Source organism: Streptomyces sp. NPDC001380 (assembly GCF_042895785.1).
Classification (GTDB): domain Bacteria; phylum Actinomycetota; class Actinomycetes; order Streptomycetales; family Streptomycetaceae; genus Peterkaempfera.
Genome location: NZ_JBIAWP010000010.1, coordinates 44,191 through 70,307, shown reverse-complemented (window position 1 = coordinate 70,307; position 26,117 = coordinate 44,191). Strand labels below are relative to the sequence as shown.

General features: G+C 75.6%; 23 protein-coding genes and 1 pseudogene. 9 read left to right on the top strand and 15 right to left on the bottom strand.

Annotated elements, in window-relative coordinates; translation table 11 throughout:
- Positions 1–42: 42 nt before the first annotated feature.
- Entirely contained in the window at positions 43–972 is a 930-nt protein-coding gene (locus ACFY07_RS14665; protein WP_390868983.1) for a UTP--glucose-1-phosphate uridylyltransferase, read from the bottom strand.
- Between the two features lie 9 nt (positions 973–981).
- Positions 982–1,881 carry a GGDEF domain-containing protein gene (locus tag ACFY07_RS14660; protein WP_390868982.1) on the bottom strand — a complete coding sequence of 300 codons (900 nt, stop codon included), beginning with the start codon at positions 1,879–1,881 and terminating at the stop codon, positions 982–984.
- A gap of 218 nt (positions 1,882–2,099) precedes the next feature.
- Between ACFY07_RS14660 and ACFY07_RS14655 the strand changes: the two genes are divergently transcribed.
- A complete protein-coding gene (locus ACFY07_RS14655) occupies positions 2,100–2,714 on the top strand; it encodes a 5-formyltetrahydrofolate cyclo-ligase (protein ID WP_390868981.1) in 615 nt (204 codons plus the stop codon).
- 82 nt (positions 2,715–2,796) lie between these two features.
- Here the strand turns inward: ACFY07_RS14655 and ACFY07_RS14650 are convergent, their stop codons facing one another.
- Complete coding sequence (locus ACFY07_RS14650; RefSeq protein ID WP_390868980.1) at positions 2,797–5,688, bottom strand: penicillin acylase family protein; 2,892 nt, start codon at positions 5,686–5,688, stop codon at positions 2,797–2,799.
- Between the two features lie 280 nt (positions 5,689–5,968).
- Between ACFY07_RS14650 and ACFY07_RS14645 the strand changes: the two genes are divergently transcribed.
- The 5 genes from ACFY07_RS14645 (at position 5,969) to ACFY07_RS14625 (ending at position 11,147) form a co-directional block, all read left to right on the top strand.
- Positions 5,969–7,408 carry a potassium/proton antiporter gene (locus tag ACFY07_RS14645; RefSeq protein WP_390869110.1) on the top strand — a complete coding sequence of 480 codons (1,440 nt, stop codon included), beginning with the start codon at positions 5,969–5,971 and terminating at the stop codon, positions 7,406–7,408.
- Positions 7,409–7,772: 364 nt separating this feature from the next.
- Complete coding sequence (locus ACFY07_RS14640) at positions 7,773–9,056, top strand: MFS transporter (RefSeq protein ID WP_390869109.1); 1,284 nt, start codon at positions 7,773–7,775, stop codon at positions 9,054–9,056.
- Positions 9,057–9,123: 67 nt separating this feature from the next.
- Positions 9,124–9,450, top strand: coding sequence for an FmdB family zinc ribbon protein (locus ACFY07_RS14635; protein WP_390868979.1), 327 nt, complete (start codon positions 9,124–9,126; stop codon positions 9,448–9,450).
- Positions 9,451–9,573: 123 nt separating this feature from the next.
- A complete protein-coding gene (locus tag ACFY07_RS14630; protein WP_390868978.1) occupies positions 9,574–10,446 on the top strand; it encodes an S-methyl-5'-thioadenosine phosphorylase in 873 nt (290 codons plus the stop codon).
- A 392-nt stretch (positions 10,447–10,838) separates the two neighbouring features.
- On the top strand, positions 10,839–11,147 hold the full coding sequence (locus tag ACFY07_RS14625; RefSeq protein WP_390868977.1) for a hypothetical protein: 309 nt from the start codon (positions 10,839–10,841) through the stop codon (positions 11,145–11,147).
- Positions 11,148–11,206: 59 nt separating this feature from the next.
- Here ACFY07_RS14625 and ACFY07_RS14620 read toward each other — a convergent pair whose 3' ends face one another.
- The 8 genes from ACFY07_RS14620 to ACFY07_RS14585 all read right to left on the bottom strand — a co-directional run bounded on the left by ACFY07_RS14620 (position 11,207) and on the right by ACFY07_RS14585 (position 19,308).
- Positions 11,207–11,473 carry a hypothetical protein gene (locus ACFY07_RS14620; RefSeq protein ID WP_390868976.1) on the bottom strand — a complete coding sequence of 89 codons (267 nt, stop codon included), beginning with the start codon at positions 11,471–11,473 and terminating at the stop codon, positions 11,207–11,209.
- A gap of 186 nt (positions 11,474–11,659) precedes the next feature.
- The gene (locus ACFY07_RS14615) at positions 11,660–12,631 is read right to left on the bottom strand and encodes a sigma-70 family RNA polymerase sigma factor (protein ID WP_390868975.1); all 972 of its coding nucleotides are present in this window, start codon (positions 12,629–12,631) and stop codon (positions 11,660–11,662) included.
- A 249-nt stretch (positions 12,632–12,880) separates the two neighbouring features.
- On the bottom strand, positions 12,881–13,534 hold the full coding sequence (locus ACFY07_RS14610; RefSeq protein ID WP_390868974.1) for a class II aldolase/adducin family protein: 654 nt from the start codon (positions 13,532–13,534) through the stop codon (positions 12,881–12,883).
- Positions 13,535–13,648: 114 nt separating this feature from the next.
- The gene (locus tag ACFY07_RS14605) at positions 13,649–15,472 is read right to left on the bottom strand and encodes an alkaline phosphatase D family protein (protein WP_390868973.1); all 1,824 of its coding nucleotides are present in this window, start codon (positions 15,470–15,472) and stop codon (positions 13,649–13,651) included.
- A 183-nt stretch (positions 15,473–15,655) separates the two neighbouring features.
- Positions 15,656–16,687 carry an alanine racemase gene (locus ACFY07_RS14600; protein WP_230653141.1) on the bottom strand — a complete coding sequence of 344 codons (1,032 nt, stop codon included), beginning with the start codon at positions 16,685–16,687 and terminating at the stop codon, positions 15,656–15,658.
- 63 nt (positions 16,688–16,750) lie between these two features.
- Positions 16,751–17,884 carry a peptidoglycan bridge formation glycyltransferase FemA/FemB family protein gene (locus ACFY07_RS14595; RefSeq protein WP_230653143.1) on the bottom strand — a complete coding sequence of 378 codons (1,134 nt, stop codon included), beginning with the start codon at positions 17,882–17,884 and terminating at the stop codon, positions 16,751–16,753.
- A gap of 122 nt (positions 17,885–18,006) precedes the next feature.
- Entirely contained in the window at positions 18,007–18,435 is a 429-nt protein-coding gene (locus tag ACFY07_RS14590) for a universal stress protein (protein WP_230653282.1), read from the bottom strand.
- Positions 18,436–18,675: 240 nt separating this feature from the next.
- Complete coding sequence (locus ACFY07_RS14585; protein ID WP_390868972.1) at positions 18,676–19,308, bottom strand: TetR family transcriptional regulator; 633 nt, start codon at positions 19,306–19,308, stop codon at positions 18,676–18,678.
- Between the two features lie 138 nt (positions 19,309–19,446).
- Here ACFY07_RS14585 and ACFY07_RS14580 point away from each other — a divergent pair, with 138 nt between their 5' ends.
- Together ACFY07_RS14580 and ACFY07_RS14575 are read left to right on the top strand one after the other, a co-directional pair.
- Positions 19,447–20,604: an acyl-CoA dehydrogenase family protein gene (locus ACFY07_RS14580; protein WP_390868971.1), complete on the top strand. Its 1,158-nt coding sequence runs from the start codon at positions 19,447–19,449 to the stop codon at positions 20,602–20,604.
- A 30-nt stretch (positions 20,605–20,634) separates the two neighbouring features.
- On the top strand, positions 20,635–21,801 hold the full coding sequence (locus ACFY07_RS14575; protein WP_390868970.1) for a thiolase family protein: 1,167 nt from the start codon (positions 20,635–20,637) through the stop codon (positions 21,799–21,801).
- 225 nt (positions 21,802–22,026) lie between these two features.
- Here the strand turns inward: ACFY07_RS14575 and ACFY07_RS14570 are convergent.
- Positions 22,027–22,482, bottom strand: a pseudogene (locus ACFY07_RS14570) (MarR family winged helix-turn-helix transcriptional regulator); the annotation flags it as partial.
- A gap of 154 nt (positions 22,483–22,636) precedes the next feature.
- Here ACFY07_RS14570 and ACFY07_RS14565 point away from each other — a divergent pair.
- Positions 22,637–23,047, top strand: coding sequence for an organic hydroperoxide resistance protein (locus ACFY07_RS14565; protein WP_390868969.1), 411 nt, complete (start codon positions 22,637–22,639; stop codon positions 23,045–23,047).
- Between the two features lie 254 nt (positions 23,048–23,301).
- Here ACFY07_RS14565 and ACFY07_RS14560 read toward each other — a convergent pair whose 3' ends face one another.
- From ACFY07_RS14560 to ACFY07_RS14550, 3 genes are all read right to left on the bottom strand, one after another.
- Positions 23,302–24,117, bottom strand: a complete 816-nt coding sequence (locus tag ACFY07_RS14560) for a hypothetical protein (protein ID WP_390868968.1) — start codon at positions 24,115–24,117, stop codon at positions 23,302–23,304.
- Entirely contained in the window at positions 24,114–24,608 is a 495-nt protein-coding gene (locus ACFY07_RS14555; RefSeq protein WP_230653155.1) for a SigE family RNA polymerase sigma factor, read from the bottom strand. The genes ACFY07_RS14560 and ACFY07_RS14555 overlap by 4 nt, the downstream gene beginning before the upstream one ends.
- 497 nt (positions 24,609–25,105) lie before the next feature.
- Positions 25,106–25,945, bottom strand: a complete 840-nt coding sequence (locus tag ACFY07_RS14550) for a DUF4232 domain-containing protein (RefSeq protein ID WP_390868966.1) — start codon at positions 25,943–25,945, stop codon at positions 25,106–25,108.
- Positions 25,946–26,117: the final 172 nt, after the last annotated feature.

Sequence of the window (26,117 nt, the reverse complement as noted above, 5' to 3'; positions counted from 1 at the left end):
CGCCCCGCGCCCCGCCCCGCACCGGGGGCCGGGCCGGGCCCGTCACGCCTGCAGCTCGGTGGAGGCGAACTCCCGGAGCCAGGCGCGGAAGTCGGGGCCCAGGTCCTCACGCTCGCACGCCAGCCGGACGATGGCACGGAGGTAGTCGGCGCGGTCGCCCGTGTCGTAGCGGCGGCCCTTGAAGAGCACGCCGTGGACCGCGCCGCCCGTGTCCGCGCTGCGGGCGGCGAGGGTGCGCAGGGCGTCGGTGAGCTGGATCTCCCCGCCGCGGCCGGGCTCGGTCTCGCGCAGCACCTCGAAGACGGCCGGGTCGAGGACGTAGCGGCCGATCACGGCGTAGCCGGAGGGTGCGTCGGCGGTGTCGGGCTTCTCGACGAGGTCGGTGACCCGGACGACCTCGCCGTCCTCGCCGGAGCCCTGCCACCCTATGGGCTCGACCGCGGCGCAGCCGTAGAGGTGGATCTGCTCGGGGTCGACCTCGATCAGGGCGACGACGGAGCCGCCGAGGGCCTGCTGCACCTCGATCATGCGGGAGAGCAGCGGGTCGCGCGGGTCGATGAGGTCGTCGCCGAGCAGGACGGCGAAGGGCTGGCCCGCCACGTGCTGCTCCGCGCAGAGGACCGCGTGGCCGAGGCCCTTGGGGTCGCCCTGGCGGACGTAGTGCATGGTGGCGAGGGTGCTGGACTCGCGGACGCGCTCCAGTTTGGCCTCGTCGCCCTTGCGGGTGAGCTGCTCCTCGAGCTCGTAGTTGCGGTCGAAGTGGTCCTCGAGGGCGCGCTTGTTGCGACCGGTGATCATGAGGACGTCGGAGAGGCCGGCGGCCGCCGCCTCCTCGACCACGTACTGGATGGCCGGTTTGTCGACGACCGGCAGCATCTCCTTCGGGGTCGCCTTGGTGGCGGGGAGGAAGCGGGTACCCATTCCGGCGGCGGGCACCACGGCCTTGGTGATGTGAGGGCGGGCGTTGGTCATGCGGAGACTCTACTGAGGTGCGGAAACACCCAGATGAGCATGGTCTGATTTTGTGATGAGAGTGTGCCCGTCCGTGGTCGCGAGACCCCCCCGGGACGGCGCCGGAGTGGGCGGCAGGGGGCGTCTGCGACCGCCGGGGGCACGTCTGGCCCCGGCGAGGGACCGGTCGGCGGCGCGCAGCAGGGTCGCGGCGTGATCTCCGTCACCCGGCAGCACCGCGACGCCGGCGACGGCGGTGAGACCGCTGCCGCCCAGCCGGGAACGGCCGACAGGGCCGTCGGCGGACAGGCCGTCGGCAGAGAGGTCGCCGGGCCGGCCCGGGGAGCCGTCGGCGGTCCGGACGGGGGCCGCCCCGGGGGCCCCGCCGCCGGGGCCGCCGGGGAGGGGGAGCCGGTGGCGGCGCACCGTCCAGCAGAGGCGCTCGGCGACCTGGGCGGCCCCCTCCCTGCCGGTGTCCGGCAGCAGCACCAGGAACTCCTCGCCGCCGTAGCGACCCAGGGTGTCGGTGCGGCGGACCTCCACGGCGAGGCGCTGGGCGAGGTCGCGCAGCGCTGCGTGGGCGCGGGGGTGGCCGTGGGCCTCGCTGATCGCCCCGAAGCCGCCCACCTCGAGCAGGACCAGCGCCATCGGACGGCCGCTGCGCAGGTGGCGGTCGATCTCGCGGTCGAGGGTGAGCTGCAGGTGGCGGTAGTTCCCCACGCCGGTGAGGGGGTCGGTGGCGGCAGTGCGCTCCAGTGCGGCGCGGGCGGACTCCAGGTCCAGCACCCGGCGCCCGAGCTCGGCGGTGCGGGCGGCGGCCCGGCGCTGGCCGCGGCGCAGCCGCAGCGCGGTCCCGGCGAGGGCGGCGGAGGCGGCGCACGCGGGCACGCTGAGTGCCGCCAGGGCCTGGACCAGCACTGCCGTGCTCATACCGCCGCCTCCCGGAGTCGCCCTATCTTGTCGTGCTCATACCAGAGTGATGCCCCTACCCCGTCTTCGCAGCCGTACCGCCGAAACGGCAGACCGGTCGGCCTGCCGACCGGCCGACCGGCCGACCGGCCGTCCGGCGCACGGACCCGCGTACGGGCCGGCGCGGCAGACTGGGCCCGGACGACGCCCGGACGTCGGTGAGGAGCACCGGACCATCCATGGACAACGAGAAGACCGCCCTGAGGTCACGGCTGCTGGCTCGCCGCCGCGCGATCCCCGCGGCGGAGCGCGGCGCGGCGGCGCGGGCGTTCGCCGAGCGGGTGCCGGAGCTGCTGGCCGCGGCGGACGCGGCCGGCGGGGGGACGGCGGGGACAGGAAGGCGGCCGACGGTGGCGGCCTACGCCTCGGCGGGGACGGAGCCCGGCACCCGGCTGCTGCTGGAGGCGCTGCGCGGCCGGGGGGTGCGGGTGCTGCTGCCCGTGCTGCTGCCCGACGACGACCTGGACTGGGCGCTGTACGACGGACCGGACGGGCTGCTCCCGGCGGGGCGCGGCCTGGTGGAGCCCGCCGGGCTGCGGCTGGGCCCGGAGGCCGTGTGCGGGGCCGGGGCCGTCCTGCTGCCGGGGCTGGCGGTGGACCGCCGGGGCCTGCGGCTGGGCCGCGGCGGGGGCAGCTACGACCGGGTGCTGGCCCGGCTGGCGGCGTCCGGGTCGCGGGCGCGGGCGGTGGTGCTGCTGTACGACGGCGAGGTGCTGGACGAGGTGCCGGCCGAACCGCACGACCGGGCGGTGGACGCGGCCGTGACGCCGTCGGGCGTGCACGCCTTCGGCTGACCCGGGACCGGGCGGGGACGCCCGTGGGGGTCCTCCGGCGGAGGGCCCCCACGGGCGTCGGGCGGGTCGGGCGGGCGGGCCGTCAGCCCCGGGTGAGGACCAGGCGGTCCTTGGCGGCCTTCTTCACCGCGTCCGCCGAGAAGGCCCAGGGCAGCAGCTGCCCGTCCTTCCACAGCTCGGTCTGGTCGTTGTAGTGCGGGTGGAAGGCGTGGCCGGAGGCCCCCCCGACGTTGATCCAGCGGGAGGCGTCGAGGTTGCTGAGGTCGACCACCATCCGCATGGAGGGGATCCAGTCCACCTGGTAGCCGGCGGCGGCGTTCCAGCCGGCCGCGTCCACCGCGGCGGAGCCGCCGGACAGCTCGTACGGACCGCGGTTGAGCAGCCGGTGCACCAGCCCGGAGGCGACGGAGGAGTCGTCGCTGCCCAGGGTCTGCTCCTTGAGGGTCAGCGTGTGCAGGCGGCCCCAGCTCCAGGTGGAGACGTCCTTGCTGAGCTTGGAGGTGAGCTCCTGGCGGGCGTCGGTCATGGCCTGGAGCAGCAGCGCGTCCCGGCCGTGGTGGACCCGGCCGTAGACGTCGGTGTAGTCCCACCAGGGGCTGTCCGGGTTCTTCAGCTGCTGCCGGACGACCTCCGTCCAGCGGTCGCCGCCGTCGGGCTGCGCCTGCGAGGGCTCGCGGGTGCCGCACTCCTGGACGAGCTTGGGCTTGCCGCCCACGGCGTCGTCGGGGAGGTTCTGGTCGGACTTCTCCTCGACGAGCTGGCAGTCGCCCTCGGCCCGCAGGTCGGCGGGGAACTTGTCGCCGAAGGCGCGCAGCAGCAGGTTGCGCCAGACGCCGTTGTAGAAGGCGGCGGCGGCCGAACCGGCGTCCTGGTGGTAGTTCCAGTCCTTGAGCAGGTCCTGGGCCTCGCGGACGTAGGAGTCGCCGACGCGGGTCCGCAGCAGGTAGGGCACGAGGGTGCGGGCCATGACGCTGGTGTTGTCCAGCTGCATGTCCTGCATGTCGTCCGGGGAGATCCGGCCGCCGTTCCTCAGCTTCCCGTCGATCAGGTCGGTGATCTGCCGGGCGCGGGTGCCGTACTCCCAGTCCTCGGTGAGCCGGTACCGGTACGTCGGGTCGACCACGGCCTGGTTGGCGGTGACGATGTAGCCCTCCGGCGGGTTCTCCGCCCACGGCAGGGCGGAGAAGGGGATCCAGGCGTCCTGCTGCCGGGCGTCCTTCTTCCAGCTGTAGGCCGGGTCCCAGCCCGGGGCCGGGTAGGTGCCGTCGAAGCCCTTGGCGCGGATCGGGACGAGGCCCGGCGCCTGGTAGCCGATGTTGCCCCGGGTGTCGGCGTAGACCAGGTTCTGCGCGGGGACGGCGAAGTCCTTCGCCGCGGCGCGGAACTGGGCGAAGTCCTGCGCCCGGTCCAGCTCGAAGACGGCGTCCATGGTGTTGGAGGGGGTGAGGGCCGTCCACTTCAGGGCGACGCCGTAGCCGGTGACGCCGCGGTCGGGGGCCGCGTCGCCGACGGGGGCGTACTTGCCGACCTTCTGGTCGGACTCGCTCTGGTCCGAGATCAGCGGGCCGTTGTTGGTCTCCCGGACGGTGATCTCGACGTCCTTGCCGCCGGCGACCTTGATGACCTCCCGGCGGACGGTGAAGGGCCTGTCCCTGCCGTCGTAGAGGTAGGTGCCGGGGCCGGTGATCTTCTCCAGGTAGAGGTCGGTGACGTCGGGTCCGAGGTTGGTGAAGCCCCAGGAGATGCTCTGGTTGTGGCCGATCACGACGCCGGGCATGCCGGAGAAGGTGAAGCCGGCGGTGTCGAAGGGGCAGGAGGCGTCCACCGAGCGGCAGTGCAGGCCCATCTGGTACCAGACGGACGGCATGCCGGGGCCGAGGTGCGGGTCGTTGGCCATCAGCGGCTTGCCGGTGGTGGTCCTCCTCCCGGAGACCACCCAGGAGTTGGAGCCGATGCCCTGGCCGGCGGGGCCGAGGAGCTGCGGCAGGCGGTCGGCGGCGCCGGAGAGCGAGGTGAGCAGGCCGGAGACCTCGGCGCGGGCCTGGGTGGTGCGGGTCCGGGGGGTGCGGGACGCGGCGCCGGCGGCGGAGGTGCCGGTCGCGGAGGTGCCCTGCCCGGAGGCGCCCTGCCCGGCGGTGCCGGTCGGCGCCGCGCCCGGGGCGGTGCCGGCCGACCCGGTGGCGCCCCCGGTCCCGGTCCCGGCCTCCGACCCGGCGGAGGTGCCCGGCGGCAGGTACCGGCCGTCGGCGGAGACGGTGCCGGTCTTCAGGATGGTGCCGTTGCGCTGGTACGGGTAGTCCGGGTACAGCTGCTTGATCTGGTCCGCCGTGAAGTCCTGGCTGAGCAGCGAGCGGTCGATCTCGTCCTGCATGTTGCCGCTGAGGTCCCAGGCCATCGCCTTGAGCCAGGCGACCGAGTCCACCGGCGTCCACTTCTCCGGCGTGTAGCTGCCGTTGACCGCGCCCAGCAGGGTGTACTCCAGGGAGGCGGAGGAACCGCCGGGGTGCTTCGCCAGCCAGGCGTTCACCCCGTCCGCATAGGCCTGGAGGTACTTCTTGGTCGTCGCCGACAGCTTGGTGTCGTACTCGGCCCTCGCGACCCGGGCCCAGCCCATGGTGCGCAGGAAGGCGTCGGTGTCCACCTGGCCCTTGCCGAACATCTCGGACAGGCGGCCGGAGGTGATGTGGCGCCGGACGTCCATCTCCCAGAAGCGGTCCTGGGCGTGGACGTAGCCCTGGGCGCGGAAGAGGTCCTCGGGGCTGTCGGCGTAGAGCTGGGGGATGCCGTGGGCGTCGCGCTCCACGTCGACCGGGCCGGACAGGCCGGGGACCGGCACGCTGCCGGAGACCTGCGGGTACGAGGCGCGGACGGTCCGCACGCCGAACCAGCCGCCGGCGCCGAGTCCGGCGACGAGCAGCAGGACCAGCACGATCACGATCAGGCGGGCGCGCCGGAACTTCTTCGAGCGGGGCATCTGTGTCCTTGGCAGAGGTCCTCTTCGGCGTACCGTCCGGGCGTGCCGGACAGGGGCCACCCTAGGCGGGGCGGTCGGACCGGTACGCACGCGGGGTCAGAGGGAGGCTACCGGGCCCGCGTGACCACTCCTCCCTTCGCCAAGGAAAGGTAAACTGTTAGGCTGTATAACGATCCTCTTCCCAGGCGTGCCCTTCCGCCCACACCCACGACAACCAGCGGGGTGCCACTGCGTGACCGTCGACCGCCTCAACCTGCTGCTCCTGGTCTTCGCGGCCATCATGATCGTCGCGATGGCGGCCGTCCGGCTGGCCACCCGCACCGGCCTGCCCAGCCTGCTGCTCTACCTCGGCATCGGCGTCGCGATGGGGCAGGACGGACTGGGCGTGCGCTTCGACGACGCCGCGCTCACCCAGGTCCTGGGCTACGCCGCGCTGGTGGTGATCCTGGCGGAGGGCGGCCTCGGCACCACCTGGCAGGCGATACGCCCCAGCCTGCCCGCCGCCGGCGTCCTCGCCACGGCGGGCGTCGGCGTCAGCGTCCTCGTGACGGCGGCGGGCGCGCACTGGCTGGTCGGCCTGGACTGGCGGCTCGCGCTGCTCATCGGCGCGGTGGTCTCCTCCACCGACGCCGCGGCGGTCTTCTCCGTGCTGCGGCGCATCCCGCTCCCCCGGCGGGTCACCGGCCTGCTGGAGGCGGAGTCCGGCTTCAACGACGCCCCCGTGGTCATCCTGGTCGTCGCCTTCGCCACCACCGAGCCCCTGGAGCCCTGGTACGTCCTGCTCGGCACCATGGCCGCCGAGCTGGCGATCGGCCTCGCCGTCGGCCTCGCCGTCGGCCGGCTCGGCGCCCTCGGCCTGCGGCACGTCGCCCTGCCCGCCTCCGGCCTCTACCCCATCGCGGTGCTGGCCCTGGTGGTCCTCGCGTACGCGGGCGGCGCCCTGCTGCACGGCTCCGGCTTCCTCGCCGTGTACGTCGCCGCGGTGGTCCTCGGCAACTCCCGGCTGCCGCACGGCCCCGCGGTCCGCGGCTTCGCCGACGGGCTGGCGTGGGTCGCCCAGATCGGCATGTTCGTCCTGCTCGGACTGCTCGTCACCCCGCACACCATGCGCGACGCGGTGGTGCCCGCCCTCGTGGTGGGCCTGGTGCTGGTCTTCGCCGCCCGGCCGCTGTCCGTCGTGCTGTCCACCGCGCCGTTCCGCACGCCCTGGCGCGAGCAGGCGCTGCTCAGCTGGGCCGGGCTGCGGGGCGCGGTGCCCATCGTGCTGGCCACCATCCCGCTGGTGGCGGACGTGCCCGGCGCACGGCGGGTGTTCAACGTCGTCTTCATCCTGGTCGTCGTCTTCACCCTGCTCCAGGGGCCGACGCTGCCCTGGGTCGCCGCACGGCTGCGGATCTCCGACGACACCCTCGGCCGCGACCTCGGCATCGAGTCCGCACCGCTGGAGAAGCTGCACGGCCACCTGCTGTCGGTGGCCCTGCCCGAGGGGTCGCGCATGGTCGGCGTCGAGGTCGGCGAGCTGCGGCTGCCGACCGGGGCGGCCGTCACCCTCGTCGTCCGGGGCGGGCAGAGCTTCGTCCCCGGCCGCACCACCGTGCTGGCCCCCCGGGACGAGCTGCTCGTGGTCACCACCGACCAGGTCCGCGACGCCGCCGAGCGGCGGCTGCGGGCCGTGGACCGGGGCGGCAAGCTGGCGGGCTGGCTCGGCGTCCGCATCTGACCGGTGACCGCAGCTCACAGGCTTCCGCAGCCGACCGGCGGCCGTGCCCGGCCGGGCGGTTCGTTACCATGGCCCGACGTACGACCACGACTGGACTCTGCAACATCCGCCTGATGCAGAGCCGGCGCGACCGCCCGGCGGCCGCGGTCCGCTCGACGGATCCGGTATCTACCCCGGTCGACGCACCTGAGGACGGCTCTCGGTGCGCCCCGGGGGTTCGCCGTGCGCGGGTCCGGGGCGTACTACCAGGCGGCAGGAAGGACCGACCGTGACGGTTCGCCGAACGGTCGACAGGACGGGCGGCGCGGGCCCTGCGGACGGCGCGGGCACCCCGGACGGCGCGGGCAGGACGGGCTACGGCGCGCTGCTGCGCACCCCCGGCGCCTGGGCGTTCCTCGTCCCCGCGTTCGCCGCCCGGCTCCCCTACGCGATGCTCACCATGGGCGTCGTGCTGCTGGTGCACCGCACGCACGGCTCCTACGGCACCGCGGGCGGCGTCGCCGCGACCGCCGCCGTCGCCCAGGCCCTGGCCGGGCCGCAGACCGGGCGGCTGGCCGACCGGTACGGGCAGGCCGCGGTGCTGGTCCCCGGGGTGCTGCTGCACGCCGCGTCCACCGCCGCGCTGACCTCGCTGGCCCTCGGCCGCGCGCCGGTGTGGGCGCTCTTCGCCGCCGCCGCCCCCGCGGGCGCGACCGTGCCGCAGATCGGCGCCATGGTGCGCGCCCGGTGGGTGGCGCGGCTGGACGGCGGCCCGCTGCTGGGCACCGCCTTCGCCTTCGAGTCGGTGACGGACGAGTTCACCTTCGTCGTCGGCCCGGTGCTCGCCACCGCGCTGTGCACCGGCGTCGCCCCGGCCGCCGGGCTCGCCGCCGAGGCGGCGCTCACCGTCGCGGGCGGCCTCGCCTTCGCCTCGCTGCGCCGCTCCGCGCCCGCCCGGCACCCGCGTCCGGCGGGCGGCGGCCGGCGGGCCTCCGCGCTCGCGGTCCCCGGGGTGCGGCTGCTGGTCCTGGCCTTCCTCGGCGTGGGGTCGGTCTTCGGCGCCGTGCAGGTGTCGGTGACGGCCTCGGCGGGCGAGGCGGGGCGGCCCGGCATGAGCGGGACCGTCTACGGCGTCTTCGCGGTCGGCAGCATGCTGGCGGGGGTCCTCTACGGGGCCGTGCCGTGGCGGCGGCCGCCGCACCGGCGGATGCCGGCCGCCTACCTGGCGATGGTGCTGGGCTGCTCGGCGCTGTGGGCGCTGCCGGACCTCACCGCGCTCGCGGCGGGCGTCCTGGTCTGCGGGCTGACGGTCGCCCCGAACCTCATCACCGGCTACACGCTGGTGGAGTCCCTGGTGCCGGCCGGCGCCAAGACGGAGGCCTTCACCTGGCTGACCGGCGCCATCGGGCTCGGCCTGGCGGCCGGGTCGACGGCGGCCGGGCAACTGGTCGACGCGGTGGGCGCCCGGGCCGGGTTCCTGGTGCCGGTGGCCGGCACCGGGGCGGCCCTGGCGGTGCTGCTGGTGCTGCGCGGGCTGCTGGAGCCGGGACCGGCGCCGGGCCGCACGGTTGCCCGCGGGACGGGTGCCGGGGGGCGGCCGGCCGGCAGGGCGGGCGCCGGGGCCGCGGGCACCGGCACGACGCAGCTCACACCTGCCGCGCTGGACTGATCGCCGGGAATGCCGCATCATTGAGGGTCGTTAGCACTCACCAGGTAAGAGTGCCAGGAGGAAGCAAGTGCCGACGTACCAGTACCAGTGCACCGAGTGCGGCAGCGGCCTGGAGGCGGTGCAGAAGTTCACCGACGACGCGCTGACCGAGTGCCCCCAGTGCCAGGGCCGCCTTCGGAAGGTCTTCTCCGCCGTGGGCGTGGTCTTCAAGGGCTCCGGCTTCTACCGCACGGACAGCCGCTCGTCGTCGAGCTCCTCGGTGAGCTCCGCGTCCACCTCGACGCCGGCCTCCTCCGGCGACTCCGGCGGGTCCGGCAAGGCGGCGGCCAAGCCCGCCGCGAGCAGCACCCCGGCGTCCGGCGCCTCCTCCGCGGGCAGCACCTCCGCGGCCTGAGCGGCGGCACGGCACGGCGGTCCCGGCACGCCCGGGGACCGCACGCGCGGCAGGCACTCCGAGGCCCCGCACCCCCTCCGGGGCGGTGCGGGGCCCCTGGCCCGTCCGGATAGGCTTCCCGCCATGGCGGACACCAGCAGCACCCCCACAGCCGCGGCGCGCCCCGCGGACATCGCCCCCGTCGAGGTGGGCGTCCTCGGCGGCTCCGGCTTCTACGCCTTCCTCGACGAGGTCACCGAGGTGGTCGTCGACACCCCCTACGGACCGCCCAGCGACTCCCTCTTCGTGGGCGAGCTGGCCGGGCGCCGGGTGGCGTTCGTCCCCCGCCACGGGCGCGGCCACCACCTGCCGCCGCACCGCATCAACTACCGCGCCAACCTGTGGGCGCTGCGCTCCCTGGGAGCACGGCAGATCCTGGGCCCCTGCGCGGTGGGCGGCCTCCGTCCCGAGTACGGCCCGGGGACGCTCGTCGTCCCCGACCAGTTCGTGGACCGCACCTCGGGCCGGCTGCAGACCTTCTACGACGGCGTGCCGCTGCCCGACGGCACCGTCCCGCGGGTGGTCCACGTCTCCTGCGCCGACCCCTACTGCCCCGCCGGCCGGGCGGCCGCGCTCGCGGCGGCCCGCGCCTCGGACTGGGAGCCGGTGGACGGCGGCACCCTGGTCGTCATCGAGGGGCCGCGCTTCTCCACCCGTGCCGAGTCGCGCTGGTACGCGGGACAGGGCTGGTCGGTGATCGGCATGACCGGGCACCCGGAGGCCGTGCTCGCCCGCGAGCTGGGCCTCTGCTACACCTCGATCGCCCTGGTCACCGACCTCGACGCCGGGGTGGAGACCGGGGAGGGCGTCACCCACGAGGAGGTGCTGGCCGTCTTCGCGGAGAACCTCGGGCGGCTGCGGACGGTGCTCGCCGAGGTGGTCAGGGGCCTGCCGTCGGCGCGGGACTGCATCTGCGCACACGCGCTGGACGGGCTGGAGACCGGCCTGGGGCTCTGAGCCCGGGGCTCCGGGGGCGGGGCTCCGGGGCCGGAGCTCGGACCGGCGGCTCGGGGCTGGGCCGGCGGCTCGGGGCTCGGACCGGCGGCTCGGGGCTGGGCCGGCGGCTCGGGGCTGGGCCGGCGGCTCGGGGCTCGGGACCGGCGGCTCCGGGTCCGGGGCGGACGGCGAGGCCTTCCAGCCTCCCCTTCGGGGACGCCTGTCAAGTGGAAGGCCCACACCTCACCCTCAGGGGTGAGGCGGGTCGTCCACACCCCGGGTCTGTCCACAGGCTCCGGGGACGGGGATGCGGGGGCCTTCGATCGGGGCCACGGTGGCGGGGCGGTCGTCACCGGCCGCCCGGCCCGGCCTCCCGGACCGGCTCCTCCCGCGAACAGGTGGTGTGACGGCCCATGACCGCGTTCCACGGCACGTTCCCCGCGTCCCCGCGCCACGCGGGCGTCCGCAGCGGGGTGCCCGGGCCCCCGTCCGAGGTGCCTCCCCGCCGCCCCGTACCGCGCTTCCCGCCGGTCCGGGCGGGCTGCGGCGGGCTGTACCGGCTGGGGCGGGCCGTGCGCCGCAGTCCCGCGCCGCTGGCGGCCGGCCTGCTCGCCACGGCGGCGGCCCTGGCGTCCGGCGCACCGTGCGGGGCGGCGGCGCCGGGCGGCGGAACCCCCTGCGCTCCCGCGCCGGGGTCCGTCCACGACGGCGGCCGCCGGTGAGGCCGGCGGGTGGTGCGGCCGGTCGTGCGGTCCGGGCCCTCCGGACCCCGGGGGCGGGGTCAGCCGCCGTGGTGCGGAGGCTTCTGGCTCAGGTACCACTCCAGGTCGCGGCCGCCGGAGGCGCGCGGGGCCGACTCGCCCCAACCGGCGTCCGTGTCGTCGGAGGTCTGCCGGTCCAGCGGGTCGTCGAAGACCAGGCCGGCCGGGGGACGGGGCCGCGACCGGTCCTCCCGGCGCGCCCGTGCCTCCTCCTGCCCCTGCTGTCCGTCCCCGCCGCGGTCGTCGCTCATGCTGCCGGTCCCGTTCGTGTCGTTCGTGTCGTCCATGCTGTCCGTGCCGTCCCCACCACCGCCGTCGCCGCCCGTACGGGCCGGGCCGCCGGTGCGGGCCGCCCCGCCGCCGCCCGCCGCGGGCACCCCGGCCCCTCCGCTCCCCAGCCTAGGCGCCCCCTCGCCCCGGACAGCGCGGAGCCCCGGTGCGCGGGGCGCGCACCGGGGCTCTCCGCAGGGCGGTCAGGCTGCCTCGAAGCCCGAGTGGTGGGCCATCCGCTTGAGCTCGGCGAGGGCGTGCTTCTCGATCTGCCGGATGCGCTCGCGGGTGAGGCCGTGCTGCTTGCCCACCTCGGTGAGGGTGCGTTCACGGCCGTCCTCCATGCCGTAGCGGGAGCGGATGATGGACGCGGTGCGGTCGTCGAGGCGGCCGATGAGGTCGTCCAGCTCCTCCCGGCGCAGCATCACCAGGACGGCGTCCTCCGGGGAGACGGCGGCCGTGTCCTCGACGAGGTCGCCGAACTGCGTCTCGCCCTCGTCGTCGACCGCCATGTTGAGGCTGACCGGGTCGCGGGCCCAGTCCAGCACGTCCTTGACGCGCTCCTCGGTGGAGCCCAGCTCGGCGGCCACCTCGGCGGGCTCCGCCTCGCGGCCCAGCTCCTTGGACTTCTCCCGCTGGACCCGGCGGATCCGGCCGAGCTCCTCCACCAGGTGGACGGGCAGCCGGATGGTGCGGGACTGGTCGGCGATGGAGCGGGTGATGGCCTGGCGGATCCACCACGTCGCGTAGGTGGAGAACTTGTAGCCCTTGGCGTAGTCGAACTTCTCGACCGCCCTGACCAGGCCGGCGTTGCCCTCCTGGATGAGGTCCAGCAGGGGCAGGCCGCTGCGGGGGTAGCGTCGGGCGACCGCGACGACCAGGCGCAGGTTGGAGCGGATGAAGACGTCCTTGGCGCGGTCGCCGTCCTCGGCTATCGCCCGCAGTTCGTCCTCCTCGACGCCCTCCGGCAGGACGCCCGCGTCGAGCAGGTGCTCGGCGTAGACGCCGGCCTCGATGCGCAGGGACAGCTCGACCTCCTGGGCGGCGTCGAGCAGAGGGGTCCGGGCGATCTCGTCGAGGTACATGCCGACGAGATCGCGGTCGGCCTCACTGTTGGCCGGGCGGGCGGTGCGCGCCCGGTCGGCCTTGTCGCGAACGACGGCACGGGTGGCCATGCGTACTCCCTTGCTTCCGGTGCCTGCTTGCCTTCCTGTGACGGCGCGGACCGGTCCCGGCCCCGCGTCGACGTAACGATTCAACGAGCAGAATCCGGACATCATTCCCAACGTTCCCGATTCCCCGGGGAGATGCAGTATGCTGCCGGTTTCCCTCGGAAAGGTGGACGCGGAGTCACCTTCCGCTCACGATCGGTCGACCGGATCCGTCCCGCGCGGGGCGCCTACCCCCGGCGCCCTCACCGCACGTCAGCTTCCGGACGGGTCGCGGCCGTAGTCCGCCAGCTTCGCGGCCGCCTCCTCCAACTGCCCGGCGTCCAGGGTGCGGGGCAGGCCCGCGGCGCGGGTGCGCAGGTACACGTCGCAGAGCCACTCCAGCTGGAGCGCGAGCCCGTACGCCTCGGGGAGGCCGGCCGCCGCGGTCACGGCGCCGTGGTTGGCCAGCAGGCAGCCGCGGCGCCCGCCTGCCAGCGCCGCGGCCACCCCGGCGGCGAGTTCGGGGCTGCCGTAGACCGCATAGGGGGCGATCTGCAGCGGGCCGCCGAACATCGCGGTGTAGTAGTGCACCGGCGGCAGCTGCGAGAGCCCGTCGAGGCAGGCGGCGGCGGTGGCCGCCGGCGAGTGGGTGTGGACGACCGCCCCGGCGCCGGTGGCGTCGTAGGCGGCCAGGTGGAAGGGGAGCTCACTGCTGGGCGGCAGCGGTGCCTCCACGGGGCTCCCGTCGAGCCGGTGGACGCCGACAAGTCCGGGGGTCAGGTCGTCGTAGTCCACGCCGCTGGGGGTGACCGCCAGCAGTCCGCCCTCGCGGACCGAGAGGTTCCCGGCCGTGCCGACGACCAGGCCGTCGGGCCGCAGCCGCCGGGCATGGCGGACGACCTGGGCGCGGGCCTCGGCGAGCAGCACGTCTCCCCCTGCGGGGTCGGGGCCCGTCGGCGGGGTGCGGGGGCCGGTCTCTGCGCAACTCCGGGCGCCGTCCCCGGGTTCCCCGGGGCCGGCCCGGCCCCCGCAACCGACCGGCTACCGGCCGCCGTCCGGCTCCCGACCGCCGATCGGCTCCCCGATGTCGGCGGCCGTCACCCGCTCCAGGCGGGGCTCGCCGCCCTCTCCCCGCCGGGCCCGTTCCAGGAGCAGCCTTCCGCTGCGGCCCCGCAGGGACAGGGTCATCACCTGGTTGCCGAAGTAGGGCCCGGCCAGGCGGTCCCAGCGGACCGGGGTGGGGGCGAGCCGGCCGTGCCGGGCCAGCAGCGCGCCGATGCGGCGGGCGGTGCGGCTCCAGCCGAAGCGGAAGGCCAGCCGGATCGGGGTCGGGACGCTGTTGTGCACCGGCGAGCAGGTGAGCTGCAGGATCCGGGCCCGGGGCGCCGGGCCGCTCCGGGGGAACGCCTCGGCGAGGTAGGCGTGGTGCACGTCCCCGGAGAGCACGCAGACACTCGCCGGCCCGTCGGCGGCGTCGGCCCGTTCGAGGAGCAGGCCGGCGAGGGCGTCGAAGGAGCGGCGGAACGCCGCCCAGTGCTCCAGGTCCCCCGCGCGCCGCAGGGTCTCGGACCGGGCCGCCCACCACGGTCCGCGGACGCCCGCGCACAGGGCCTCGTTCCACGACTCGACGTCGTGGACCGCGGGCGGCAGCAGCCAGGGCAGGGAGGCGCCGACCAGCAGGTGGTCGCACTCCCCGTCGGCGGCCTGCTCGGCGATCCAGTCCAGCTCCTCCCGGCCGACCATGCCGCGGTCGCCCTCGGTGAGCACCCGGCCCGCCCTGGAGTCGATCATCAGCAGCCGGGTGCGTCCGAAGTCCCGCCGGTAGCTCCACCGCACCCGGCCCTTGGCCCCCTCCTCGTCGGGCAGGTCGGCCTCGCCGTCCGCCCGGCGGGCGTGGGCGCGCACCAGCTCCGCGCAGTCGCCCGTGTGGGAGCGGACGGCGGCGTACAGCTCGTCCGCCTCCAGGTCGTCCGGGGCGAGGTTGCCCAGGTGCTGGTAGATCCAGTACGAGGCCAGGCCGCTGGTCACCCGCTCCGCCCACCAGTCGGTGGCGGCCATGTCGCGGCGCCAGGAGGCGGAGGTGTTCCAGTCGTCGACGATGTCGTGGTCATCGAAGATCATGCAGCTGGGGACGGTGGAGAGCAGCCACCGGATGTCCGGGTCGAGCCAGCTCTCGTAGTAGAGGTGGGTGTACTCCTCGAAGTCCGCCACCTGGCCGTGCGGGGGCTTCGCCAGGTCGCGGCGGCCCGCCAGCCACGCCTGGGTGGGCTCGGAGGTCTCGTCGGCGTACACCTGGTCGCCGAGGAGCAGCAGGCCGTCGGGCCAGTCCGCGGTGTCCGGACGGGCGGCGAGGCGCTGCGCCAGGGTGTCCAGGGCGTCGGGGTCGAGCCGGGAGCCGTCCGTGCTCGGCGGGGAGGCCCAGCGGCAGGAGCCGAAGGAGAGGCGGAGCGGGCGGTCGGCGCCCTCGGACGGCAGGGTCCGGATCCGGCTGGGCGGCAGGGCGGAGTCCTCCGGCGGCCAGACCTGCACGCCGTCCAGCTCGACCCGGTAGGTGCTGGTGGTGCCGGGGCGCAGGCCCCGGAGCACGGCGAGGGCGTAGTGGTGGCCGGCGACCTCCCAGGTGCGGGCGGTCGCGGTCACGGCTCCGGCGGCCGCGCCGCCGATCCGCGCCCGCTGCCCGGCCGCCTCCTCCGGTCCCGCCGTCCCCTCCGGTCCCGCCGCTCTCCCGGCCCCGGGGCCCTCCCCGGGCCCGGCCGCCCCGTCCGTACGGACGGCGACCTCGCAGGGCCCCGCGGTCTCCACCCACACGGTGGCCGAGTCGCGGTCGACGTACCGCAGCAGCGGCCCCAGGACCAGTCCGGGCATGGGCTCCCCCACCTCTCCTCCTGCGGACCGCCGCAGCGGCGGTCCGGTCTGCGTGGCGGTCCGAGCGGCTGCCCGCCGTCGGCGGTCGGCATGCCTGCAGCCGGGGAACCGGCGGCGTGGGAACCGGCGGCCGGCCCACCGTACGCCTGGTTCCCGGCGGACGGGGGGCCGGTGGCCGGGGTGTCAGCGGTCGACGATGCGGTCGAAGTGCGTCGTGGTGTGGCGCAGGGTGGCCCGCAGCTCCTCGCCGACGGTCGGCGGGGCGGTCTCGCCGGGCACGAAGAGGAGGCTGACCTGCATGTGCGGCGGCTCGGCGAAGGCCGCCTTGCGGCCGGCCCAGGTGAAGGGCGACGGGGTGCGGTTCACGGTGGCGAGTCCCGCGCGGGCGAGGTTCTTGGCCCGCGGGGTGACGCCCTGCATGTACTTCGGCGCCTCCAGGCCCACGCCGTGGGCGGTGCCGCCCGCCACGACCACCAGGTGGCCGTCGACCGGCGCCTTGAGCTGGCGGTAGCCGTAGCGGTCGCCCTTGGCCAGCGGGGTGACGTCCAGCACGGTGCCGCGGCAGTCCAGCGCGTCGTGGTCGCCCAGCCAGAGCCGGGTGCCGATACGGGGACGGAAGTCCAGGCCCGGGTGGAGTCCGCGCAGCCGGCCGATCTCGTCGGCGGACAGGTGGCTGACGTACACGGCGGGGATCGGCAGTCCGGCGGCGGAGAGCCGCGTGACCCAGTCCGAGCACTCCTGCACGGGGTCGTAGTCGTCGGGACGGTCCAGCGGCAGGTGGAGGGCGAAGCCCTCCAGCCGCACGTCGTCCAGGGCGGTGGCCAGCTTGGCCACGTCGTCCTCGCCGATGCCGTGGCGGCGCATGCTGGTCATGCACTCCACCACGGCCCGGCGGCCGACCAGCGCCCGCACCCCGGCGACGCTGCCGACGGTCCGCACCACGCGGCCGGGCAGCGGCACCGGGTCCTCACCGATCCGGTAGGGCGTGAGCACCAGGACGTCGCCGCCGAAGTACTCCACGGCCTCGGCCGCCTCGTAGGCGGTGCCGACCGCCAGCATCGGTGCGCCGAGCAGGGTGGCCTCCTCGGCCAGCCGGCGGTTGCCGAAGCCGTAGCCGTTGCCCTTGGCCACCGGCACGAGGCCGGGGAACGCCTGCAGCACGGACTGCTGGTGGGCGCGCCAGCGGGCGGTTTCCACGTAGAGCGAGAGCGCCATCCTGGTGTGCCTTCCTGCGGTGGAGACGGGGTGCGGGGAGACGGGGTGCGGGACCGCCGGCCGTCAGCGGGCGACTGCTCGACTCGTCATATACATGTCGAAGGCCTTCTGCAAGACCTTGCTCAGCGGGAAGTCCCACTCGCCGAGGTACTCCGCCGCCTGGCCGCCCGTACCCACCTTGAAGCGGATCAGGCCGAAGAGGTGGTCGTCCTCGTCCAGGGTGTCGCTGATGCCCCGCAGGTCGTAGACGTGGGCGCCCATGGCGTGCGCGTCGCGCATCATCTGCCACTGGACGGCGTTGCTCGGCTGGACCTCGCGCTTGCGGCTGGTCGAGGCGCCGTAGGAGTACCAGACGTGGCTGCCGGTGCGCAGCATGGTGGTGGCCGCCAGCACCTCCCCCTCGTGCGAGGCGAGGTAGAGCCGCATGCTGTCGGGGGTCTCGCTGTTCATGGCCTTCCACATGCCCTGGAAGTACGACAGCGGGCGCGGGATGAAGTGGTCCCGCTCACCGGTCTCCCGGTAGAGCTCGTGGAAGAGCGGCAGGTCCTCGAAGCGGCCCAGGTGGACCTGGACGCCGGCCTTCTCGCTCTTCTTGATGTTGCGGCGCCACTGCTGGTTCATGCCCTTGAGCACGTCGTCCATGCTGCGGCCGGCCATCGGGACCTGGAAGACGTAGCGGGGCTGGCCGGCGGAGAAGCCGCCGCCGTCCTCGTCGTCGTTCTGCAGCCAGCCCATGCGGCGCAGCCGGTCGACGACCTCGAAGGCGCGCGGCTCGTACGCGCTGGCCTCGACGTCGCGCAGCCGCTTGGCGGTCTTGCCCGCGATGGCCTGCTTGATGGTCTCGGCGTTCCAGCGGCGGATGACCACCGGGGGTCCCATCTTGACCGAGAAGGCCCCCTGCGCCTTCAGGTGCGCCAGCATCGGCTGCAGCCAGCGCTCCAGATCCGGGTCGAACCAGTTGATCACCGGGCCCTCGGGCAGGTAGGCCAGGAAGCGCTTGAGCTTCGGCAGCTGCCGGTACAGCACCAGGCCGACGCCGACGAGGCGGTTCTGCTCGTCGAACCAGCCGATGGACTCCGGACGCCACTCGGCCTTCACGCCGCCCCACGCGGGCACCTGCATGTGGCTGGCGGAGGGCAGGCTCTGGATGTAGGCCAGGTGCTCCTCGCGGCTGATGGTGCTCAGGCGCAGGCTCATGGGTCGCGAGCTCCTCGTGCGGCAATGGTGATCGGTGTGAGCCTACCTGCCGCTGCCCCGGACCCCGTAGGGACGGACGGGGCTTCTCCGCCGGGCGGCGCAAGCCCGGCGGCGGGGGCGGCTCAGGGGACGACGGTGACCGGCCAGCGCCCGGCCTTGACCAGTCGCACCGCCACCGAGCCGACGATGCGGTGCCCGGCCCGCTCGGAGGCGCCGACGACCACGGCGTCCGCCTTCAGCCGGTCGGCCGTCGCCACGATGCCGGTGTAGGGGTCGCCCGGGAAGGTGTGGAACTCCCAGCGGAAGTGGTCGGGGTCGCCGAAGCGCGCCACCGCCTGCCGGATGTACTGCAGCAGGTCGTCGGCGACCTGCCGGCCGGCCTCCAGGAGCGGGCCGCCCACGCCCGCGGCCACCGCGGACGCCACCGGCTGGACGTAGACCAGGGCCAGCAGCGCCCCCTGTCGGCGGGCCAGGCCCGCGGCGTAGGCGGCGGCGCGCCAGGAGGAGTCGGAACCGTCCACCCCGGCCAGGATGGTCTTGGGACCGTCCATGCCGTACTCGAAGCCCTGTCCGCTGCCCGCTGCCTCAGCCACGGGCCGAGCCTACCCGCGCGGGGGCCGCCGCACGGCACCGCACGGCCCCGGCACCGGACGGCCTCGACACCGGCACCGGACGGTCCATGCACCGCGGGACGTCCGCCGCTCCGGCCGGGGTCGCGGCGGGGGCGGTCGGGCGGCGCAGGCAGGCGGCGCACGCGGACAGGCGGGTCGGCGGACAGGCGGCGCGGCCGGTCAGGCGAGCCGATCAGGCGGTCCGGACCGCCGGGCGCGGCGCGGACGGTACTCGACCAGGGTGAGGGCGAGGGAGACGTACCGCTCGACGAGGTCGTCGACGGTCAGCTCGCCGTCGGGCCGGTACCACTGGGCGACGGCGTTGCACATGGCGATGACCGCCCGGCGGGCGTCGTCGGGGTACGGGGTGAGGAAGAGCGCGCGGGCCCGGCCGTCCTCGACCACGTCCTGGAACATCCGGGTGGCCTCGGCCCGCCTGCGGTGGAAGTGCGCCCGCTGCTCGTCGTTGAGGCTGCGGTCCTCGGTCAGCTCGACGGCGCTGCGGTCGCGCTGACCGGCCCGGAAGCGGACGGTGGCCTCGACCAGGGCCTCCAGCCGCTCGGCCGGGTCGTCGCCCGCCCCGGCGAGGGCCGTGTCGCAGGCGCGGCGGTAGCGGTCCATGCCCTCGTCGAGCAGCGCGTGGAGCAGTTCCTGCTTGCCGCCGTAGTAGTGGTACAGCGCGGAGAGGCTGACCCCGGCGCGCTGGGCGATGTCGCGGATGGAGGTGGAGCCGTACCCGCGCTCGGCGAACTCCTGGCGGGCGGCCTCCAGCAGGGCCCGGTGGCCCGCGGGCCGCAGGGTGTCGAGGTCCATGGGCGCTTCCCGTCCCCGAGGTCGACAGCTGATCGAACGTTCAGCATTCTAGGCGAGGAGAGGGCAGGAAGGGCTCTGGACAGCCCCCGGACCGATGGTTAGCTTAACAAGCGTTCGACCACCAGAAGGGACCACGTCGTGCGCCGCACCGTTTTCAGCGAGGACCACGAGGCTTTCCGGGCGACCGTCCGCGAGTTCATCGCCAAGGAGGTCGTGCCGGTCTACCCGGAGTGGGAGAAGGCCGGCCACGCGCCGCGCGACTTCTACCGCAGGCTGGGCGAGCTCGGCGTCTTCGGCATCGAGGTGCCGGAGGAGTACGGCGGCGCGGGCATGGGCGGCTTCAAGTACCAGGCCGTGGTCACCGAGGAGACGATGCGCGCCGGGGTGAGCCTCGGCAGCGCGGGCGTCCACACCGGCCTGGTGCTGCCCTACATCCTGGAGTACGGCAGCGAGGACCAGAAGAAGCGCTGGCTGCCCGGCTTCGTCTCCGGCGAGGTCATGACCGCCATCGCCATGACCGAGCCCGGGACCGGCTCGGACCTCGCGGGCATCACCACCCGCGCCGAGCTCTCCGCCGACGGCACCCACTACGTCCTCAACGGCGCCAAGACCTTCATCACCGGCGGCGTGCAGGCCGACCTGATGCTGGTGGTCTGCCGCACCTCCCCCGCCGGCCCCGAGGACCGGCGCGGCGGCCTGTCGATCCTCTGTGTGGACACGAGGTCCCCCGGCTACGCGGTGGGCCGCAAGCTGGAGAAGATCGGCCTGCGGACCTCCGACACCGCGGAGCTGTCCTTCACCGACGTCCGCGTCCCGGTGGAGAACCTGCTGGGCGAGGAGGGCCGCGCCTTCTCCTACCTCACCCGCAACCTGGTCCAGGAGCGGCTGGCCATCGCGGTGGGCGGCTACGCCTCGGCGCAGGCCGCGGTCGGCTTCGCCGTGCAGTACGTCAAGGAACGGCAGGTCTTCGGCCGCACGGTGGCCGAGTTCCAGAACACCAAGTTCGTGCTGGCCGAGTGCGCCGCCGAGGTCGAGGCCGCCCAGTCGATGGTCGACCGCGCCCTGGAGCTGCACGAGACCGGCGAGCTGACCCCGGCCGACGCCGCCAAGCTGAAGCTGTTCTGCACCGAGGTGTCCGCGCGGGTGGTCGACAAGTGCCTGCAGCTGCACGGCGGGTACGGCTACATCCTGGAGTACCCCATCGCGCGGCTCTACACGGACGCCCGGGTGACCCGCATCTACGGCGGCACCAGCGAGGTCATGAAGACCGTCATCGCCAAGTCCCTCGGCCTGTAGGCCGCGGGGAACCCACGAGGAGGACCCCTCATGCGCGACGCAGTGATCGTCGACGCCGTGCGCACCCCGGTCGGCCGGCGCGGCGGCGCCCTGGCCGGGATCCACCCCGCCGACCTCTCGGCCCACGTGCTGAACGCCCTCGCCGCCCGCACCGGGCTCGACCCGGCACTGGTCGACGACGTGGTCTGGGGCTGCGTCTCCCAGGTCGGCGAGCAGACGGCCTGCATCGGCCGGTACGCGGTGCTCGCCGCCGGCTGGCCGGAGGAGGTGCCGGGCGTCACCGTGGACCGGCAGTGCGGCTCCTCGCAGCAGGCGGTGCACCAAGCAGCGGCCGGGGTGGTCTCCGGCCAGTACGACATCGCGGTCGCCGGCGGCGTGGAGTCGATGACCCGGGTGCCGATGGGCTCCTCCTGGGGCGGCGGCGCCGTCGGGGAGCCGTACGGGCCGCTGGCACGGGCCAGGTACGGCGGCGTCGAGTTCAACCAGGGCGTCGGCGCCGAGATGATCGCCGAGGAGTACGGACTGGGCCGCGCCGAGCTGGACGCGTACGCCCTGGAGTCGCACGCCCGGGCCGCCCGTGCGATCGACGAGGGGTTCTTCCGGGACCAGACCGCGCCCGTGCCGGTCGCCGGCCCGGACGGCGAGGAGCGCCTCTTCACCACCGACGAGGGCGTGCGGCGCGGCTCCACCCCGGAGCAGCTGGCCGGGTTGAGGACCCCGTTCCGCGCGGACGGGGTGGTCTCGGCCGGGAACGCCTCGCAGATCTCCGACGGCGCGGCCGCGCTGCTGGTCACCACGGGTGAGATCGCGGCCCGCCAGGGCTGGCGGCCGATCGCGCGGGTGCACACGGCGACGGTGGTCGGCACCGACCCGGTGACGATGCTCAAGGGGCCCATCCCGGCGACCGCGAAGGTCCTCAAGCGGGCGGGGCTGTCGCTGGGCGACATCGGGGCGTTCGAGGTCAACGAGGCGTTCGCCTCGGTGGCGCTCGCGTGGCTGAAGGAGACCGGGGCGGACCCGGCGCTGCTCAACGCGCACGGCGGCGCGATCGCCCTGGGGCACCCGCTGGGCGGCTCCGGCGCCCGGCTGATGACGACGCTGGTGCACCACATGCGGGACAACGGCGTCCGCTACGGCCTGCAGACCATGTGCGAGGGCGGCGGGATGGCCAACGCCACCGTCCTCGAACTGCTCTGACGGCACCGGGGCACGTCCCCCCACGCCGCGTCCGGCCCCGGCCGGGCGCGGCGTCGGCCCCCTCGGGCGGTGTCAGCCCTCCCCGGGCGGCGCGGCGGCCTCGTCGGGGGCGGCCGTCCGGGCCGCCCCGTCCATCCGGGCCGCCCTGTCCGTCCGGGCCGCGGTCCCGGCACCGGCCGCTGTCCCCGCCCGGGCCGCCTTCCCGGTCCTCGGCCCGGCCTCCGCCCCGACGGCCAGCGCGGCGGCGTCCAGCCCGCGGGTGAGCGCGTCGAGGCGCGTCCGCAGGTCGGCGATCTCCTCCAGGCCCATCCCGGTGGCGGAGGCGATCCGCAGCGGCACCTCGCAGGCCCGGTCGCGCAGGGCGTCCCCCGCCGCGGTGGGGGTGACCGTGACGGACCGCTCGTCCTCCGGGCTGCGGCGGCGCTCCACGAGGCCGGCCGCCTCCAGCCGCTTGAGCAGCGGCGAGAGGGTTCCCGAGTCCAGCCGGAGGGCCTCGCCGAGACCCTTGACGGTGGTCCCGCCGTGCTCCCAGAGCACCATCATCACCAGGTACTGGGGATAGGTGAGGCCGAGGTCCCTGAGCAGGACGCGGTAGACGGCGCCGAAGGCGCGGTCGGCGGCATTCAGGGCGAAGCAGACCTGGTTGTCGAGCCGCAGGGCTTCCTCGTGCTTGGTCCTCATGCCTCCAGGGTAGCGGCCTGAAGCGCGCCATAGAGTTGCGCACAACTCAATTGCGTGCTTCAGTTATGTCCGCACGCAGGAACACCGGACATGCAGGACCACAGAGATGCGGGATCCCGGACACACGGGATCCCGGACGGGAAGGACGCGCACGATGGACGCGCTGTACACCGCTGTCGCCACCGCCAACGGCCGCGAGGGCCGGGCCGTCAGTTCGGACGGCCAGCTGGACCTGCCCCTCTCCATGCCCCCGGCGCTCGGCGGCAACGGACAGGGCACCAACCCCGAGCAGCTCTTCGCCGCCGGCTACGCCGCCTGCTTCGCCAGCGCCCTCGGCCTGGTCGGCCGGCAGGCCAAGGTCGACACCAAGGACGCCTCCGTGACCGCCGAGGTCTCCATCGGCAAGGTCGGCGAGGGCTTCGGCCTGGCCGTCGTCCTCCGGGTGGAGCTGCCGGAGGAGCTGCACGGCGAGACCGGCGAACTGCTGGTCAAGAAGGCGCACGAGGTGTGCCCCTACTCCAACGCGACCCGCGGCAACATCCCCGTGGAGCTCGTCGTCGAGTGAGACGACGGGCCGGGCGCCCCGCGGGGCGCCCGGCCCGTCGCACCGGCCGCGCACACACCGTCCCCCGACGGGGGTGCGCGGCCGGCGTCGTCGCCCCCGGACCGGCGGCCGTGCCGGTCGGTCCCCCGGGGCGGCCCGGCCGCAGGCCGGGCGGACCGCCCGGGCGGCTGCGGCCCCGCCCGGGCGGTCCTGCTGTGGGCCCCCGCGCCCCGGACCCCGCACGCCCGGGGTCCGGGGCGCGCGGTCCGTGCGCCTCAGGGCTCGTACACCTGGTCCATCCGCACCACGCGGCCCCCGGCGTCCTGCCGGACCGCGAAGAGCAGGCCGGGGTGGCGGGCCAGTCCGGCGGCCAGCTCGGCGAGCGAGGCGACGGCCGGCCGGCTGCCGGTGCTGAGCGGGGCGGTGGTGGTGACCGCTGCCGTGGGCGCGACAGGGATCCGGCGGACCGCGCCGGACGGCGCCAGGGTGGTGCCGCCGGGAGCGGACGGGTCGGCCGCACAGGAGAGCGGGACCGCCTCGACCGCCGCGGCGAGCCCGCGCAGCGGGTCCTGGCGCAGGGTGATCCCCCGGACCCGCATCAGCACCGTGCGGGCGCCCGCCGCCGCACAGGAGGCCTGCGCCGTGGGCGGCGGCAGCGGCAGCGCCGTCGCGGTGCCGGCCGGCCCTCCGGCCGTCGGGGACCCGGCCGTCGGGGCGGGCACGCCCGTGTCGCGGGACGGGCCGGCGGAGGCGGACCCGGTGGCGGCGGGCCCGGACGTCCGGCCGGGCGCCGGGGCGCCGGGGCCGGTGTCCGCGGGTGCGGGCACCGCCGGTGCGGTGGCCGCCGGGCGGACGGGCCCGGGGGCGGGAGGCGCCTGCGTATCGCGGAACCCCCCGGCGAGGCCGTACGCGGTGCCGCCCGCCAGCAGGCCCGCGAGGGCCGCCGACGGCACGAGGACGATCCGCCTGCGGCGCCACTGCTCGGTGCGGCGGCGCAGCCGTGCGGGGTGCAGCGGCGGCGCGGCGTCGCGCTCCGCCGACTCGGCGAGGCCCTGCAGGGCGTCCCGGAACTGCTGATCCCAACCGTTCATCGCGCGGAGATTCCCAGGAGGTCGTCGGACAGGTGTCGGGCGAGGGTCGCGCGGGCCCGGGAGAGCCGGACCTTCACGGTGCCGACCGGCGAACCGGTCTCCGCGGCGACCTCGGCGACCGGCAGGTCGCACAGGTAATGGAGCACCACCGCTCGTCGCTGCTCCTCGGGTATCCTCCGCAGCGCCGCCACCAGGGCGGCGTGCTCCGGTCCGGGTTCGCGGACGTCGCCGGGGGCGCCGTGGCGGAACCAGGCCATGAGGGTGCTGCGGGCCCGGCGCCACCGGCTGACGGCGAGCCGCCAGGCGACGGTGCGGACCCAGGCCTCGGGCGCGTGGGCGGAGGAGAGCTCCTCGCGCCGGTCCCAGGCGCGCACGAAGGCCTCCTGGACGACGTCCTGCGCGTCGGCCAGGTTCCCGGTCATGGCGTAGAGCTGGCCGACGAGGCGTGGCCAGCTCCTGCTGTAGAAGGCGTCGAACTCGTCAGGCGCCAAGCGTCCCCGCTCCTTGCTCCGGCCGGTGCGGCCTCCTCCGGACGACGCGCGCGCCGCCGTGCCCCGGCGCGCCCGGGGTCCGGCGCACGGGGCGGCCGCCGCCCCGCGAGGGGCGGCACCGGTGCCGCACTCTATCCGCCACGTCTTCCTGTCCCTGCCCGGTACGTCCCCCCGCCCGGCACGCCGCCGGCCGGTCCGCGCCCCGCCCCGGACGGGCGGGGGACCCGGCCGGCGGCGGCCCGGTGCGTGTGCCGCGGGGGCGGTCCGGGGGCCGGGCCGGCGGCCCTGTCCCCGCCGGCTCCGGTCCCGGTCCTCCCCCGCGGCCCGTGCCCCGCCCGGCCCGGTCCCGCGGCAGGGGGAGCGGCGGGGCCGGATCGGGCGGGGCCCTCCCCCGGCCCGGCCGCGGCATCGAGGGGATGGCGCCGCGGCCGGACCGGGGGAGGGTGCTCACTCCCGGCCGGGAGGCGTCCGCCGGGAGGAGTTCGGGTGCGCCGGCGTCAGCCGGCGGCCTTCAGCACCTTCAGCGCCTTCTGGGCGTCGGTCGAGACCGGGCCGGTGCGGAGGATGCCCGGGCAGACGTTGAGCGGCCTGTCGGCACCGGTGGAGGTGTGCACCGGGAGGCGGAGCAGACCGCTCTGGCCGGGGATGCCGAGGTCGAGGCCGTCCAGCGCGGGGCAGGCGGTGCCGGTCACGAACCGGACGCCGACGTAGACGCTGCCGCCGGCGGCGACGGTGACCTGGCCGGGGGCGGTGCCGACACGGGTCTGCTTCACGCCCTCCAGCGGGCCGCCCACGGAGAGGGGGGTGATGCCGGTCCAGCCGTCGAGCACGCAGGACGAGGTGGTGGTGTTGACCAGCTTCACGACGGTGGTGACGACGTCGGCGGGCAGATTGCCCACGTCGATGCCGGAGGTGGCGGCGGGCGCCACGACGGAGCCCTTGAGGTCCTTCAGGGCGCAGACCGAGCCGACGGCGCCGCCGGCGGTGCCGACCGCGCTGCCGACCGCGCTGCCGACCGCACGGCCGGCGGCGCCCTTGACGCTGCCCGCGGCGGAGCCGGCGACGCCGCCCACCGTGCCGACGGCCTTGCCGGCGTCGACGGAGGCCGGCAGCGAGGCCGCGCCCGAGGGGAGCTTCACGCCGCGCCCGGCCGGGAGGGAGGGCAGGCCGGCGGGGACGCTCACCGAGGGCGAGGGCAGGGCGGCGGCCGCACCCGCCGGGGTCGGCAGGCCGGCGGCGGCGGGCGTGCCGGACTTGCAGGCGGAGAGGCTCAGGGCCGCGGCACCGGCGATCGCGAGGACGGCGAGGTGCTTCGGGGTGCGGGTTGCAGCGCGCATGGGGGCTCGGCTCCAGGGGCGTGGGCTGGTGACTTGCCCCCTCTACGCAGCCCGGCGGGTGCCGGGTTACATGCCCCTGACGACTTTTCCGCGTGACCCCGATCACATCGCCGTACCGGCCGTCCGGAGCGGGCCGTCGTGCGCCGGCACCCGTACCGGCACCCCGGACGGC